This is a genomic window from Maribacter sedimenticola (genome assembly GCF_900188415.1).
Classification (GTDB): Bacteria; Bacteroidota; Bacteroidia; order Flavobacteriales; family Flavobacteriaceae; genus Maribacter; species Maribacter sedimenticola.
Window position 1 is genome coordinate 797,774 of the sequence record NZ_FZNV01000001.1, and the last position, 16,650, is coordinate 814,423.

Consider the following 16,650-nt stretch of genomic DNA (forward strand, 5'->3'; position numbering starts at 1 on the left):
ATTATTTAACCCGAACAACATAGGTAGCAATAGGTTCATTATTCGCAGTAATGTGTACATCATATAAGCCTTTCCTATCAAAATATTGCACCAGGCCCATTACGTTTGCTTTTCGTTGTACTTCTGAATTGATGTCTATTTGATTGCCATATTTGTTTATCAATACTTGTAGCTTCCCAGTGAAGGTTTTGGGAACTTGAATGTGAAACGCAATACTGTCCCCTTTTTTTATAGAACTATGCATTTTTTCAGGTAGAACAGGTATTAATGATTCTCTAAAGGCTTCTTTATATATAACAGGGCCTTCTAGAAATTCCGTAAAGGATATATTCGGTTTTGGATAGGAATTATTTGGTATTAGGGGGTAGTGGTTTTTAATGAACAATGTTGGTTCGGCCAGAAAATAACCATCAAAATATTGTGAAGAAAATCTTGGCGTTCCGTTATCTATTATAGTTTCCCCAGCAGACCAAGTGGCATCGCACACGTACCATTTGCCTCCTATTTCAATGCTGTTCCAAGAATGATTGGGCATACTATTTTCAGTTAACTGTAATGTAGGCGTGCGTCCATAGCCGTCAATTATTGTACATCTAAACCCCGCCAAGTTGGCCATTTCCTTTACCAAATAGGCGTACCCTGTGCAGGCTGTTTTGCGCTCGTTTAGTAATTTATGAAAGACTTTAGGGGTAATGGTATGGTTCCACTTTAGAAAGGCGTCCCTGTCCTTTGCAAATCTCTTTCTCTTATTGCTTATTTTAAGGTAGGATGCGTAGTCATTTTCTATTGCGGTGCCGATCCAAGTGTATATTGCCCTAAATTTTTCTACGTCCGTTTGTAATGTTGACGTCAAATGATGTACAAGGACAGGTAGATTTTTAAGACTACTGTCCTTGTACACATGGGCTATACTATCGGCCTTTTTAAAATCTACCAATATAAAATCAGCACGCTGGGCGTGCAAAACATTAGCAATAAAAACGATAATAAGGAAAGTGACCCTCATTATTTAAAAATGGCAATGAATTTTTGAAATATATTTTTCTTACTGGTATATGTACCGTCAATAACCACTTCGCCCATAAGTTCAACATCATAGGTATCAAACTTTAATTGAATGTCAATTGTTGAGGTCTTACTTTTTTTAATGGTATATTCTTGTGTTTCATAACCAAGAAAACTAAATACTAGAACATCGTCTACTTCCAATTGATCGGGGAATTCAAACTTGCCGTCAAAATCTGTTTGTGTACCAACAGTAGTGCCCTTAAGGATTACGTTTACACCGGGTAGTGGTTCGTTAGATTCATCTATAATGGTACCAATAACCAAATATTGTTCCTGTACTGTGGAAACCTTGCCCGTGTTGTTAACAACATTAGCGGTAATTTCCGTTTGCGGATTGGTAATTGCAGGCTCTTGGGCACTGATTTTATTCGTGCACAGCGCCAATAGGGAAAAGCCCATTATACCTATACTTTTAGAAACTAAGGTATTGTTCATTGGTAGCGTTTTATATTTATAGGTCCTCAATTGAGATGGTTTAAAGCGGCCACATGTTTTACTTGTGGCAGTGGATAGGTAACGCACAAGTTCCTTATCGGTAAATTGGGTAAAATCAATAACTTCTTTTTGGCAACTTGTACAGAACCCTCCAATTTCGGTACTGCTAAAATTAGTAAATTTTTCATTGCATGGTGTGCTCAGGCCAATGGTCATATTACGCTTCATAATTTGTGGTTTTATAATTGTACCCCTAATCTATCATATTACCAAATCACTCGAAACTAACAATGAGTAAAGCTGCACTTTGAGTGAGTTTGCAAGCCTATTACTTGTCATATCTTAAAATTAAATGGCTCGTTACATTCCGGTAGTTGAGAATATAGTATTCTAAAACGTTTTTATATCGTTTATTTAAAACAATGCGTAAAAAGACACTATTTACTTCGACTTTAAAATCTAATTCATAAAATGAAAATTTTATCTTTTTACAGCAGGTTTGATAGTATTTTCCAGCTATAATGAGGAGACCATAACTACTGAAGAAGTTTAAAAAACTCTAGGTTATATACCGGCAAAAATGGATACTGTCCAAAATCGTAAATCTGATTTATATTCTATTGAAAATAGAATTTGGATGAGATTACAGAATTACCCGATGATCGAAGAAGCTTTTATCCCATAAAAAAAAGGCACTATTTGTTTTGCCTTTTTTTGTTATAAAATTATGTGATTATTCCACTTGTACACGAATACCCTCACTATGGCTTTTGAACTCAGGGGCGTACATGCTTTCAATAGTGGTTATGCCATTACTAAAGTTACCTGCGTTGTTTACGCGTACATCATATTCAAAAACAAAGTTGCCTTTTGGTAGGTAATCAAAGAAAAAGTTAGTGCTGGCATCCTTGGTACTTTCATAATAACCAAGTCCGTCTTGCCATTTATAACTGGAGAGTACATTTACCGGTTCAAAACCGGCAGCTCTCATATCTTTCATATGAACAAATTCCATTGGCCTGTCAGATGACAATTCTATTCTTATGCGAACCAAGTCGCCAACCTGTAACAAAGTATCGTCCTTTACTTCTGAAATGACCTCGCCCGTAGGGGTGTTTTTCTTTAAGAAGATTTTTTTATTTAAAGCAAGTGGAGTGTTTGCACCGGTAATGTTGTCCAAATCCTCAAAATATTGCCAGTATAAAGCTCCCCAAGCTATTCCCTTACCTTTTTTATTTATCTGGACCTCACCCATTTTTGGGCTAATTTCGTTACCGTTCCATGATGTTTTGAAATATCCGGTACCGGCTTCAATTTTAACATCTTCCAATGTTGAAAGATTAATGGGATTGCCGCCAATTTCAACATCAACCGCTTCGGAAACGGATAACCAATCATTACCTTTAAGCAATAGGGCGTATACAGCTTCTGTAGTGGCCTTGGTGGTGCTCCATTGGTTGGTCTGTTTGTGTTTGAGCAACCAAATTTTAAGATTGTCCAAAACTTCCACATCCGTGGGCGTTACTTCAGAAAAAGCTTCGATCAGTAATGCTTGTGTCTCAATAGGGGCTTGGTACCAAAACCAAGAACTGGTATTGTTTTTCCAGTACATTCCCAAATCATCACTAACAATACTATTCTCTTTTAAAGCGCTCAATATTTTAACTGCTGTTTTGGTATCGCCTATACGGTGCAGGGCCAATGCCAACATGCCTTGTGCATATAACCCTTTTTTCTGCCAATATTGTTGTGCTTGTGTTACATAATAGGTTCTTATTTTTTCTACTTTTTGAGAAGTTGCCACATCCGGGAAAAAGCTTCTCATGTATAAGTAATGAACCTGATATATACTTAAATGATCATCATTGATATTTGAGGAATTTCTTAGCATTCTCTCATGTTCCTTTACAAATTCCGTATCTAGATATTCTAGTGCATTTATGATTATCCTATTGTTATTTGTTTTGTTAAGCGCACTGACGTTCAAATGCCTTAATTGTCCAAAACCGGTAAGAATATGCTGTGTAATATAACGGTTGTCCGGACCTACTTTAAACCAGGCCCAGGCACCATTGGAATTTTGGTTTTGGGTTAGTTTTCTTAATGCGATGCCTTCTTCGTTTTTCATCTTATTTAAATTGAACAAAAGGCCTATCCGTTTTTTTTGTTCCTTTTCTGATTGTGCATCACGCAACCATGGGGTTTCCTGAATAAGTAATGATTTTAACTCTTGATTTTTTTCAAGATTGCTCATCAAAATATCTTCATTTGCCCATTGATCGAATACATCGCGAATTCTAGGGTTACTGTTTGCAATATGGCTTGCCAAAGTATTTGCATAAAACCTGGAGAAAATCTGTTCATTGCAATCATAAGGGTATTCCATTAAATAGGGTAGGGCCTGTATGGCATACCATGCAGGATTGGAGGTCATCTCCAAAGTCAGTTTATGGTGTTTTAGTGTTGTAGATTGGTCTGTGTTCATTAATTTGTTCAGGGTAAAAGTTTTAGATTGGTTGCCTCTTATCCACATTGGTAACGTTTCAGTCACTAAAGTTCTATTGGAAAGAACGGGCAACATATTTTGTTCCCCATCTGAAAATTCACCGGTTTGTGCAATTATTTTATACTGAACGGATTGTACCCCTTCTGGAATCTTTAACTGCCATGACACTTGGGTGTTGTTAAGTGAATCTACCCGAAACGATATGTCCTGATTGGATTCGGATAGCACATCCATAGAAATGTCCTTGTTGGTTAATGCATCCGTTAACGCCAACGTGGCTTTCCCAGAAAGCTTTTTCGTAGTTAGATTGGCAATCTTTGTACTGATGGTAATTACGTCTCCCTCCCTTAAAAACCGTGGGGCATTGGGAACGACCATTAATTCTTTTTGGGTAACCGTTGATAATTTGACAATGTTACTTTGTAAATCTGCTGTATGTGCAAGCAATTGTACATTCCATTTTGTCAATGCTTCTGGGGAATTAAAGCTAAAGGTTACATGCCCGTCCTTATCTGTGCGAAGTTCTGGGAAAAAGAATGCGGTTTCCTGTAAATTTTTGCGAATAGCAACCTGTTGTGGTTGTACCGTATTCTGAGTAGTTTCCGTATTATTCTCTGCTGTCGCCTCACTCTCTCCTTGTATTGTATTTACACTGTCGGGAATACCACTTCCGGTGATAATTACCTCATCTAATTTAGCATTGGAATCCTCAAGGCTTGAAACCATTGGGGCAGACTTTTGAGCATACCCTTTTCTGCTTTCATAGAAACCATAATTGGTTCTGTTTAAATTAAACCCAAACCAATTGAGTTCATCAAAAATTAAGGATGAGTAGCTAATATTAGGGTAACTGAAATAGTTTTTAAAACTACCCGTTGCAAAACTGTTTTGGACATTTAATCTAATCCTTGAAAAATATGTGGGACGATCAAACGGATTAAAACTCCAATTATGGGTTGTAAACTGGTCAAGAGAGCTGTCGTACATGCTTGCCAAAAGTTCTGCGGCAACTTTATCACCTTTGTTTCCCTTTATTTTGAACGACCACGTTTCATCCGTGCCGGGAGCAAGTTTATCCCTAAAGGTCAAGGTTTCTATTTGTAAATCTGTGTTTGGGTACGGTACTGGTATAATTAAACTTTCCGCATGAAATGAATTTTTATAGGCGTATCTATAATGCACTGCAAAACCACCCAAATCTTTTTTTGTTACGGGAAGTGTTATCGTCTTTGATGTACTAAGGTTGATCAGCATTGAGTCCACAATTTCATGATCTTTTTCAATATAAACCATTACATCAAGTTCGTTGGCATTCGTTAAAAATGTAATTTTCGCCTTTTCGCCAATGGCATATTTCGGTCGATCAGTTTTAATCTGAAACAATTGGTTATCCGCCAATTTGTTGTCATTATCGGTAAGGGTCAATTGTGCTATATCTTTTACGGGCTGTCCAAACTTATCCTTCGTTTCCAGTTCCATTACATAATTGCCCGACTGCCATTTCTTTAATTTATCCAGGGTTATGGTAGTGGTGTTCGCAGTATTGAAATTGGTTTTCCATACCATTTTTTCTTTTTCCCATTGAGCAGGGTCGTCTTCATTTTTGTAAGCATCATAGGGGTATAGTTCCTTAAACTCCTGTTCCGTAAACCCACTATAATCAGGGGCTGGCCATGGTCTGGAACGTAATACATTGGTAGGTGCTTGTAATTTATAAAGTTTAATGGTACCGGTAGACGAAACTGGCATGTCATTTAAATTGGTGCTCTTAATACTGAACTGGGCATCTTTAGTTTCCTTATCCAATACCTTAGGAAGCAAGAGCTGTACATTTAATACATGATAACCTACCTTGACAGTTGTAGTAGCGCTTCGGGTTTCACCGTTAATATCCGTTACATCGGCAGTGATTTCATAATTAAATATGGGGAGGTCTACCTTATTCATTCTTTCATCGGACAAAGCCTTAAAATGTATGGAATAATTACCATTATCGTCCGTTATGGTCTCGCCCTGTACTATTTCCTGTGGAGTATTTTGGATTTGAGGCCTACGCCAATAATACCAAACGGGTAGGTCAACAATTCTTTTGACACGGTATACGACCTTTGCATTGGTAATGGCGCTGCCCGCATAAGCCATGGCCTTACCTGTTACGGTTATACTATCGTTTACTTTATAGCTGTCGCTGATCGGTTTAAAGTCTGTTTCAAATTTTGGTCGTTTGTACTCTTCAACAGAAAGTGGATGGTAACCATTAATCTCAATATCGTCCGAATAAATTTGTAGCGCATACCTTCCGGTAAGTCCATCATTGGGTAATACAAACTCACCGGAAAAAGAGCCATAGTCATTGGTAACCTTCATTTGGCTTGATATCATTTGGCCATTGGCGTTAAAAAGTGCTATTTCTAGGGTAGTGTCCGTAATAATACTTGAATCTCCATTGCTTTGCTGTACCGCGATTCCTTTAAAATATATGGGTTGCCCAGGCCTGTATATACTTCTATCGGTAAATAAAAAGCATGTGTTGGTTTCGGACTCATTGGTGTCATTATAACTTCTGCCTAAATAATAATTGTCAAAGTAGGCTGTTTCATTACTCTTTGTTACGGTTATATTGATATTGCCCCATGTATCCTTGTCTTTTTTTATTGTTATGTTTCCTAAATCATTGGTGGTAAAGGTTTCGCTTTTTTGGGGTGCATTATAATTTTGTCTGTAATGAAAGGTAACGGTTGCCCCGGCAATGGGTCTGCCGTTATTGCGGTCCAGAACATGATAGGTTTGGTGTGTATTGGTTTGTGTTTCGTTTACCGCAAAATCCGTTACCTGTACTACTTCATAACTGTAAGCAGATGCTTTTGAATCTTTAGGCTGTAGAATAACTATGTATTGACCATTGTTCAATGCTGGTATTGAAATTTCAGTACTATGGGTCTGGTGGTCATTTTCCGTGGTTAAGGCGGCATTCCATGATTGCGCTATTGGTAACGTTGAAATCAGTGCTAATTTTTCGTCCTCATTATATAGCTCATTCAATTTTTCCAACGCTGTTCTTGAAATAGAATGCGCCGTTAACTCGATATGTTCAACGTTTTTATAGGTTACCAATAGTCTACCCACCGTGTTGTTTGGAATATATTTTTCATACGTAACATGTACGAATGGCGTGGTAATTTCATTTTTAAGGGCGATAGATTTTTCTGCAGCCCTGCTATTTGGAAATTTGGCAATAATCTCATCACAAATTTTTACAGCTTCCTTTAATTTCCATTGGTGTTCATTGGCAGACCGTGGATTGTACAGTCCTCCTATTTCCTTATATCGTTCGGCAATTTCATAGAGGTACAAACCTGCAAAAGGACTATTACGTATTCCGTCAGCCGTATTTTTTAAAACATCTATCAAAATTTCATCCTTGTTGGAAAAAGTAGCATGTTTGTGGGTGTACAATAGACGCTCAATATCTACTAAGGTCAGGGGCGCCAGATCAGGATTGCCAAAGTGAAAGGCCGTTAACTGACGGTAAATTCCCAACGCTTTAGACTGCAGTGAAACCGATTGTTCCTTATCAATTTCCATTGTACTAAATGTATATGCATCACATAACATTTCAGCGGTATTGATTTTAAAAACTTCTAACGGTTTTTGAATGCTGTTTTCACTTGTGGTGTAAAAGGATAATGCCGTATGGGCCAACAAATCAAAAAGTGTAGGCCTGAACGTGCTAGAATTTTTTTCCTCTTCCAATATCGTGCTAAACGTTGCAATGGGTGTAGCCTGTAAATCTGCCGGATTCGCCAGGGAAGCTTGAAAATTTTGATCTATTTCCTGAAATAGTGTGTGCAAGTCCCACGTTCTGAAATCTACCGTATCCACTTTTTGTGCTGTAGTAGTACGATTATAAAATCGATACCTGTTCGCTTGAAAGTATTGCCAATAAATGTTTGCCAGATAACTATGGAGAATATTTTTGATGACACCATTAGAATCATCGATTTCCATTTTAAAATCATTGACAATACTTAACTCGGCATCTTCCTTTAAGGTTAGCCCATATCTGGATTTATGCAGTAGGGCCTTTATAATTTGAGTTTTATTGCCTTCCTGTTTTGCTTTTTTGGAAATGGACTCTACAAGTTCAAGTGCGGATTTGGTCAAATTGTCATCCTGCAATTTTTCTACTTGCTCCCAAAGGGTTGTATAGTCATCATTTTGCTGTGCATTGCCCATTTGGGCAAACAAAAAAATACCGAGAATGATATGTAGTCTTTTCATATATGTAAAATTACAATACAAAACTGTGCCAAATTTATTATTCAATCAACCTAAAATTAGTAAAAGGTATTTTTGGGTTAGTAAGCTGTTCTTTAAAACTGACCACTATTGTTTTAGGGCTGTTGGCAGTTCATAAATCGTTAAAAGTACTTAGCGTAATTGTGTAGTTGAATAGGTTTCAAAATATTCCTTAACCTGTTCTATGTGCTTTTCCTTGGCTTCTTGATCTAGCCAACTTGCTTTAAAGCCGTTGATCGCCAACTGTTTTAATTGGGTTGTGGATAAATTCAATGCCTTAGCGGTCTCATAGTAGTTCTCATTCATATATCCTCCAAAATATGCGGGATCATCTGAATGTATGGTTGCCAAAATCCCCTTATCCAACATTTTGGCTACGGGATGGTCTTCTAATTTTTGAACGACCTTTAGTTCTAAATTGCTTAAAGGACATAGCGTTAATGGAATTTGTTCCTTTACCAAGCGTTTTACTAATATTTCATCATCCACACAACGATTACCATGATCAATACGGATAACCTTTAAGAGGTCCAACGCTTCATAGATATACTCTTTTGGTCCTTCCTCGCCAGCATGGGACACCAATTTGTACCCTTGTGCTGCCGATGCTTTGAAAACATTGATAAACTTACTTGGGGGATTGCCCAACTCCGAAGAATCCAGGCCTACACCATCAATCCATTCCTTAAATGGCAAGGATTCTTCCAATGTTTTAAAAGCGGCCTCTTCGCTTAAATGTCTTAGGTAGGACATAATCAGTTTAAATGTAATGCCATATTCCTGTTCACCTTTTTTTAGGGCATTATAGATTCCATTAATTACCACTGAAAATGGAACACCTCTTTCTATATGCGTTTGCGGGTCAAAAAATACTTCTACATGAACAACGTTTTGTTGATGTACTTTTTTTAAATATTCATAGGTTAATTCAAAAAAATCTTGCTCATGGAGCAAGACTTGGGCACCTAGATAATACAAGTCTAAAAACTCCTGTAGGTTATTGAACTTATATGCTTTTTTTAAATCTTCAACAGATTTATATGCCAATTCAATATTGTTTCTCCTTGCAATCTTGAACATAAGATCCGCTTCCAAGCTCCCTTCAATATGTAAATGTAGTTCTGTTTTAGGAATACCTTGTATTAGTTCTTTCAGGTGAGATGGGTTCATGGGCAGATTAATTTTTATTGTCCTTAACAGTAAATTGGAACGGTTTATAAATTTACATATCTAATGTCAATTATACCGCCCCTAGATTTTTTAATTAAGGGATAATACTTTGGATACGATCCAAGTGATATTTGCCAGTTCCATGTTTTGATTACATAGGTAAAACTGACTGCGATGTAAACGTCACACGTTAGTGCTCCCAAGTAATGGCCAATTTACCACGGGTTCGTTTTTTTTCCAGTATATGTATGGCCTTAGGAATTTCCAGGTAACTAAATTCTTGTGCTATATGCACATCAATTTTTTTGTCCGCTATAAGTTGTGCCAAGGTTTCCAAATCTTTCTTATTTGGCATAGTCGTAAATTGGGCCAATGGATATTTGCTGAACGCTTTTCTAAGAAGTAGCGATATCATTTTGTTCATGGTGGTAAAACCTACAATGACACCTCTTTTACCTAAACGCATATAGTCCGTATGTCTAAAATTGCCATGTGCATCGATTACTAAATCATAGACCTTGTTGTGAAATTGTATATTTTCTTTGTCATAGGCAATGACGTCATCTGCACCAAGTTTCTTTACAAAAGTTTTATTTTTATCCGAACAGATTGCCGTTACCTTTGCACCATAAGCTTTTGCGATCTGGACAGCAAAATGGCCTACACCACCTGAAGCTCCGTTGATGAGCACCGTTTCAGATTTTTTCAAATTTCCATGGGTAAGCAGTGCCTGTAATGCCGTGGTCCCTGCCATTGGTAGGCAAGCCATTTTTAGTACGTTCATTGTATTGGGAAAAGGGGCACACTTATTTTCAGGAATTGTAATATATTCAGCAAAAGCACCACCTAGGGTACGTTCTCCAAAAACCATATCGCCTACTTGAAACGTTGTTACTTGGGAACCAATTTTGGTGACTTCACCGGCAAAATCCGCTCCAAGGACTTTATTTTTGGGTTTGATCAGTCCAAATGCTAGACGTGTTAAATAGGGTTTTCCTCTTAATATATGCCAGTCTGCAGGATTTACGGAATTCGCCTTTATGTTAACAAGTAGTTCAGTGGCATTAGGTTCAGGTGTTGATATATCCTTTAATTCAAGAATTTCCGGGCCGCCATATTTTAGTTTTACGTAAGCTTTCATAAGGGGTATTTGCTGTTTTTGTATTTGTAGGCATTTCCCCTAATCCGTTACGGTTTTATAGCGGTAGTTTATTCATTATCAATACATACTACCATGTTATGTCTGAATAATATAAGAATTCATAACCCATTTCAACACTGAGCATGGGGTCAAAATTGTATTTTTCAACTTCGGCCACATTATATCTAAGGCCAGCTTTTTTGGCATAGGAAAACAAGTTTTTAAAATTGACCTTGCCACTGGCGCCAATTTCCATATCGTCCTTGGTATGCCAGCTAAAGAAGCGTCCGGGATAATTGTTAATGAAGGCAATGGGGTCTGCATTTCCCATTCTCATCCAATACAGGTCCATTTGAAAAGATACATAGTTTGGATCGGTATTCTTTAATAAAAAGTCATAGATTGTGACTCCCTCAACTTTAAGAAATTCATCTGCATGGTTATGAAAGCCAAAGGTAATTCCGTTTTCCTTACATAATTTACCTACCGCATTATAGTAATCTGTATACTTCTTTAATTGTTTCAATGACTTTATATTTTTTAAATCATTATTGGACGTGGTAATATATGTTACCCCTGCAGCTAAATGGTCTTCTATACAAGTTTTCCACCAAGCCATTGTAGCATTCCAATCAACATCTTGGGGCAAACCTTTAAAAGTCATTGAACCTTTAAATTGCATACCATTGGCCTCTACCAAATTTTTGAACGTGATAGGTTCCATACCATAAAATTTTCGGTCTTTATATACAAAAGTCTCTATATAACTGTAGCCAATCCTATCCAATTGTTGTAATGTGGCAACCGGGTCTTTTTGCATAGCAGCGTTAACGGAAACCAATTGAATGCCTAAATTTTTATCCTTGGAGTTTTTTTTGATATATTTTACTTGCCAATTCTGTTCTGGATTGGGCATTATACCTTTTAAGACCACTTCTGTATTACTAATAAAATCAAAAGTAACCTGTAACCCCGTTTCTCCTTGGTGGTTATAATCTTGCATTCTCCAAATATTATTGATGTCAAAATACCCTTTGCCCACAAAACTTTCGTTTGCCTGGTTTTGTCCAGAAGCTACGATTTGGTCTGTTATTTTATCATAACTGATCAATTCCACTAGTATGGGTACCCATTCATTTTTTCGATTTTCAAACACTTCAACCTGTAAGGAATTGCCGTCCATTTTGGGGACTACCTGCATTTTAATACTAGGCTTTTCAGATAACTGGTCATCATTAATGTCATTGACACTATACCACTCGCCAATATATTGAGTTAGTTTAAATTGTTGGTCTATTGCCTTTGTTTGTGCATAAAGCCCAATATGGATGAATAAAGTAAGTAGTGTTATGAATGTTTTCATATAAGGGTAATGGTTAATGTAATGTTTAGTGTTTTACCGGTACATAAAACTTGATCGTAAAGGCATAAATATACTAGATTCCCTTTTCATTTTTACCCGATTATACACGTTCCCATTCTTCAATAATATAATACCTGCCCTTATAAAATTGCCGTTACATTATTTTAGTTTTTTCGGTTGGTTTTAGGTGTGGGTCTTAATGATGCACAAGCTACTATGGATTTCCAATAAACATGAAAGTAGTTTCTTGAATGCAATTACATGGATTTTAAAAGTCCGCCATCTATGGGGATGTTGGTTCCAGTAATATAAGCGGCATTATCAGAAGCTAAAAAAGCTGCCAAATATCCATATTCAATGGGGTCACCTATACGTTGTAACGGTACTTTGGATTCCATATCTTTCCTTACCTGACTTTGTGCAATACCTAATTGTTCCGCTTTTTTTGCATTCAACTGAGCTATACGGTCGGTATCAAAATAACCGGTCAGCACATTGTTCACCGTTATTTGATATTTGCCCACATCCGTGGCCAATGATTTTGCCCAGGTTACTACAGCGGCACGTATTGTATTGGACAGGGCCAAATAAGATAAAGGTTCTTTAACCGATACGGATGCCACATTAATGATACGGCCCCAATTTTTTGCAATCATTTGCTGCAGTGCCAATTCTGAGGTGAAGACTACGGTTTTAAAAAGTAGATCAAAAGCCTCTTGGTAATCCGAAACATTTTTTTCAAGCGCAGAACCTGCTGAAGGGCCTTGGGTATTGTTTACCAGAATATCGACGGAATTATGTTCAAAATAGTTGCTGATGCTGTTTTGAAAACCATTAAAATCATTGAAATCTACCACCAAAAACTGATGTGTCTGGCCCGTCTCCTTTGGTAGGGCTTCAACAATATCACGTAGCTTATCTTCACTATGTGACATTAATGTGACACTGGCACCACTTGCTGCCAATTGCTGGGCAATGGCCTTACCTATACCACCACTACTGCCACCTACCAATGCTTTTTTATTTTGTAAGGAAATGTTCATGTTCTACGTTATGTTTTTCTATTACATTACTGCCTTTTTCCCTTAGAAAATAGGGATATAAAACTTAAAAAATCATCTGTATTCTTCACGTGTGGGACTAAACACATCCAATAGTTTACAGTCTGTCAATGCTTTGCCGCTATGCTTTTGTTGAGGTGCAATGATAACGATATCCCCGGGACCGTAAGTTTTGGTGTCACCATTTAGCGTAAATTCAAAATCACCTTCCATTACATGCATGATCTGTTCGTTCATATGGGCGTGTTCCGGTACTATCGCATCTTTTTTTACTTCCCAAAATGCAATACTCATATGTTGGGAATGTACCAATTTGCCATGGTAACCGGGCATAATTTCTTTAGAAGGAATATTGGAAAGATTTAAGCTCATGTGTTGTTTTTTACCAGACTAAGATAAACCAAACGATTGCAAAAGAAAAGCCTCTTTGGTTATTCCAAAGAGGCTTTTCTTTTTTGAATGAGCGTTCCTTATGGGTTTTTGCTGTCATAATCCCAACCAATTACCACAAACTCACATCTACGGTTCCATTCATGATCTTCCTCGGAACAATCTTGCTCAGTGGCGCATTTCACAATAGGCTTAGATTCCCCATATCCTTTTGATACGATCCTACCGGATTCAATCCCGTTCTTTACCAAGAATTCCTTTGCGGAATCTGCACGTTTTTGAGAAAGTTCCTTATTGTATTTACCATTGCCCCTAATATCGGTATGGGTTCCTATTTCAATGATCATACCCGGATTATTCTTCATTACATCTATAACTGTTTTTAAGCGCTCCCTAGATTCCCTTCTTAAGTACCATAGGCTATAATCAAAATGGATTTCCTCGGTTTTTATTATGGTGCGGTCGGTTTCCTTGACCAAGGCGGTTTCACTGGCTAAGGCATTCTCTATTTTTTTGGCAACTGCTTGTTCCGCCCTAACTTTCTCTTGAAGGCGCTCTTTTTCTTTACGTTCTTTTTCTTCTATGGTACGTTGTGCCAGTAATTGTTTTGCCTTTTTTTCCTCTTCCAGTTTTTTTATGGCCAAAGCTTCTGCCCGTGCTTTTTCTTCCGCTAGCTTTTTTTGCTTTGCTATGGTTTGGGTTTTTTCACGTTCGGTAATAGAATATAAATCCATGGACGCGTCTTTTGTAGCGCTACGTACTTTATCGGTAATTATGTTTCTCATATTTGATTCATATCCGGCTTTTTCAGCTTTTAGGGTATATGCGGTCTCGCAGTCGGCATCAAAAGAAAAAGCTCCATCTTCTTTTGTGGTAACGGTCATGATAAGGTTGTTTGCGTTGTCCAGATATAGGACATTGACACCTGCTAGGGGCAGGGTGGTGGTGCGGTCGGTTATAGTTCCGGTGATATATTGCTTGCAATTTTCTATGGTAAGTTCTTTGGTGACGGTAAATTTATAGATGTCATCGCTTCCTTTACCCGTTGGCCTATTGGAAGCAAAATATCCTGTTTTGCCATCGTTGTTCAGCACATAGGAAAAATCATCATAACCACTGTTAACAGGTAAGCCCAAATTATCAGGATGCTGCCACACTCCATTGTCACTTTTGGAAATAAAGACATCCAATAGACCAAAACCTGGGTGTCCGTTAGAAGAAAAATACAATGCTCCATCAGAGGATATAAAAGGAAATTGTTCTTTCTTATCGGTGTTGATCAAAGCACCTAAATTTATGGGAGCACCATAGGAATCGTCTGATTGTATAGTGACCTCATAAATATCGAACGAACCAAAACCACCCGGTCTATCCGATGAAAAATAGAGTTTCGTGCCATCTGCGCTTAGGGTTGGATGCTCATTGGAATATTCATCACTATTAAAGGGCAGTTCTGTAATATGCTTCCATTCACCGTCTTCCAACATGGCACGGTATATTTTAAGGTTGGATATCTTACGGTCATCTGTCTTGCGTTTCCCGTTTTTAAAATTGTTACGGGTAAAGTAAAGGGTTTTTCTATCTGATGAAAGTGTAAAAGTCCCCTCGTGTAATCGCGTATTTACTTGGCCGGGAAGTTCACTACTTAAACTATCTCCCCACATTTGTTTTTCCAATGGATGGGTATAAATATCAAGGTATTGTTGATTGTTCCACCGGTAAGTTTTGGATTTCGAATTTTTATGTGCGGCGGTATACCACATTTCGTTTCCAATTGACATGGCCCCAAATTCTGATGTGCCCGTATTCAGTGCACTGTTTTCAATTGTATATCGTTCACCTATAGCTTTTACATTATCAAGATATGTAGAAGATTGCCTTAATTGTAGCAATTTATCTGTCTGTCCTTCTTTTGAATAATAATCACCTAGCACTTTTTCTGCTTCTTTATATTCCCCTATAGCTTTTAAAGATTGGTTCAATCTAAAGAAATACTCTTCATTGACGGTATCCCCATAATTGGAAATAAGGTTGCGGTACCAACGGGCGGATGCATTTAAATTGAACGTGTGGTAATAGGAATCTGCCAAGTTCTTGATCAATACGCTGCTTTTATTCATTGGCAACGCCGCTTCATAAAGGGGTATGGCATCTGTATAATATGCTTTTTCAAAAAGGTCATTGGCCCGATCTACCTCATGTTGGCCCCAAATTGTTCCATAGGTTCCCAGTACTGTGATAATGAGTATTATAGTCTTTTTCATTTTAGTAGAATCTAGGAGATTTGTCATAGCCCTTTTTAAGTCCCCAAAGGTCTAAGTTGAACAGTAGGAAAATTTCATGGGATCCATTATTGAACGACCCAAGGTTAGAAAGGGTGTAGTCATAGGCGTAACCAATGCGAAAAGCGGGCAATACTGCAATATTGAACATGGCACTGACAGAATCATCCAATCGATAAGATACCCCGCCCTCAAACCTATTGTTAACCAATGCGTTTATAGAAAGGTCTGCCGTAATTGGTGCCCCCTGTACCATTTTGGTCATTATAGAGGGTTTTATTTTTAAGTCTGAATGAATGTTGAACACATAGCCTGCCATACCGAAAAAATGAATGGCCTCTGCACCAATACGGGTAATGCCATCCCTGTTTTCCAAATGTTTTGAGGTCAATAGATTGGGTATGGATACACCTGCATAGAACTTGTCCCTGGTATAAAATGCGCCGATACCAATATTTGGAAACGTATTGTTTAGATTTTCATTAAATGCCGGGTCATCTTGTACCTCTGGCAGTCTAAAACCATTAAAATTGGTCTGAAACGTTGTGACTCCTCCTTTAAGGCCTAGGCTTATATTACTTTGTTCATTAAGTTTTAGTATGTATGCAAAATCTATATAGATATTATTTTCTTTTAATGAGCCGTCTCCAATATCGTCGGATATTATTGAGGCGCCCATCTCAATTTTTTCTGAAAATGGGGTATGGGCAAAGAAGGTTAGGGTCTTTGGTCCACCTACGGCATTTTGCCATTGGGTTCTATACAACGTCCCAAAATTTAACATGCCCTGCTCGTTGGTGGTATATGCGGGGTTGACCACATTCATATTATACATGTATTGGGTGTACTGTGGGTCTTGTTGTGCCTGAACTTTACAAAGGAAAATTAGCATAGCTATGCAAACAATCCTTAAGTGTTGTAGTGTGTTTTGCATT

General features: G+C 37.7%; 10 protein-coding genes. All 10 read right to left on the reverse strand.

What is annotated here, in order from left to right:
• Nucleotide 1: 1 nt before the first annotated feature.
• The 10 genes from CHB68_RS03275 to CHB68_RS03320 all read right to left on the reverse strand — a co-directional run bounded on the left by CHB68_RS03275 (nt 2) and on the right by CHB68_RS03320 (nt 16,649).
• Complete coding sequence (locus CHB68_RS03275; protein WP_089259415.1) at nt 2-1,006, reverse strand: transglutaminase domain-containing protein; 1,005 nt, start codon at nt 1,004-1,006, stop codon at nt 2-4.
• Nucleotides 1,006-1,731: a carboxypeptidase-like regulatory domain-containing protein gene (locus CHB68_RS03280; protein WP_089259416.1), complete on the reverse strand. Its 726-nt coding sequence runs from the start codon at nt 1,729-1,731 to the stop codon at nt 1,006-1,008. The genes CHB68_RS03275 and CHB68_RS03280 overlap by 1 nt, the downstream gene beginning before the upstream one ends.
• A 505-nt stretch (nt 1,732-2,236) precedes the next feature.
• Nucleotides 2,237-8,290 (reverse strand): alpha-2-macroglobulin family protein, encoded by a 6,054-nt coding sequence (locus CHB68_RS03285; protein WP_089259417.1) that lies wholly within the window; start codon nt 8,288-8,290, stop codon nt 2,237-2,239.
• Nucleotides 8,291-8,440: 150 nt separating this feature from the next.
• Entirely contained in the window at nt 8,441-9,478 is a 1,038-nt protein-coding gene (locus tag CHB68_RS03290) for an adenosine deaminase (protein ID WP_089259418.1), read from the reverse strand.
• A gap of 190 nt (nt 9,479-9,668) precedes the next feature.
• Nucleotides 9,669-10,619 carry an NAD(P)-dependent alcohol dehydrogenase gene (locus CHB68_RS03295; protein WP_089259419.1) on the reverse strand — a complete coding sequence of 317 codons (951 nt, stop codon included), beginning with the start codon at nt 10,617-10,619 and terminating at the stop codon, nt 9,669-9,671.
• An 88-nt stretch (nt 10,620-10,707) separates the two neighbouring features.
• Entirely contained in the window at nt 10,708-11,982 is a 1,275-nt protein-coding gene (locus CHB68_RS03300) for a sugar phosphate isomerase/epimerase family protein (protein WP_089259420.1), read from the reverse strand.
• Between the two features lie 257 nt (nt 11,983-12,239).
• Entirely contained in the window at nt 12,240-13,025 is a 786-nt protein-coding gene (locus CHB68_RS03305) for an SDR family oxidoreductase (RefSeq protein WP_089259421.1), read from the reverse strand.
• A gap of 72 nt (nt 13,026-13,097) precedes the next feature.
• Complete coding sequence (locus CHB68_RS03310) at nt 13,098-13,415, reverse strand: cupin domain-containing protein (protein ID WP_089259422.1); 318 nt, start codon at nt 13,413-13,415, stop codon at nt 13,098-13,100.
• A gap of 98 nt (nt 13,416-13,513) precedes the next feature.
• A complete protein-coding gene (locus CHB68_RS03315) occupies nt 13,514-15,697 on the reverse strand; it encodes an OmpA family protein (RefSeq protein WP_179213128.1) in 2,184 nt (727 codons plus the stop codon).
• 1 nt (nt 15,698) lies between these two features.
• Complete coding sequence (locus tag CHB68_RS03320) at nt 15,699-16,649, reverse strand: PorP/SprF family type IX secretion system membrane protein (protein ID WP_089259424.1); 951 nt, start codon at nt 16,647-16,649, stop codon at nt 15,699-15,701.
• Nucleotide 16,650 lies beyond the last annotated feature (1 nt).

Bases quoted from the DNA above. Each gene is read 5' to 3' on its own strand.
- CHB68_RS03275 (WP_089259415.1), bottom strand. From the start codon at position 1,006: ATGAGGGTCACTTTCCTTATTATCGTTTTTATTGCTAATGTTTTGCAC.
- CHB68_RS03280 (WP_089259416.1), bottom strand. From the start codon at position 1,731: ATGAAGCGTAATATGACCATTGGCCTGAGCACACCATGCAATGAAAAA.
- CHB68_RS03285 (WP_089259417.1), bottom strand. From the start codon at position 8,290: ATGAAAAGACTACATATCATTCTCGGTATTTTTTTGTTTGCCCAAATG.
- CHB68_RS03290 (WP_089259418.1), bottom strand. From the start codon at position 9,478: ATGAACCCATCTCACCTGAAAGAACTAATACAAGGTATTCCTAAAACA.
- CHB68_RS03295 (WP_089259419.1), bottom strand. From the start codon at position 10,619: ATGAAAGCTTACGTAAAACTAAAATATGGCGGCCCGGAAATTCTTGAA.
- CHB68_RS03300 (WP_089259420.1), bottom strand. From the start codon at position 11,982: ATGAAAACATTCATAACACTACTTACTTTATTCATCCATATTGGGCTT.
- CHB68_RS03305 (WP_089259421.1), bottom strand. From the start codon at position 13,025: ATGAACATTTCCTTACAAAATAAAAAAGCATTGGTAGGTGGCAGTAGT.
- CHB68_RS03310 (WP_089259422.1), bottom strand. From the start codon at position 13,415: ATGAGCTTAAATCTTTCCAATATTCCTTCTAAAGAAATTATGCCCGGT.
- CHB68_RS03315 (WP_179213128.1), bottom strand. From the start codon at position 15,697: ATGAAAAAGACTATAATACTCATTATCACAGTACTGGGAACCTATGGA.
- CHB68_RS03320 (WP_089259424.1), bottom strand. From the start codon at position 16,649: ATGCAAAACACACTACAACACTTAAGGATTGTTTGCATAGCTATGCTA.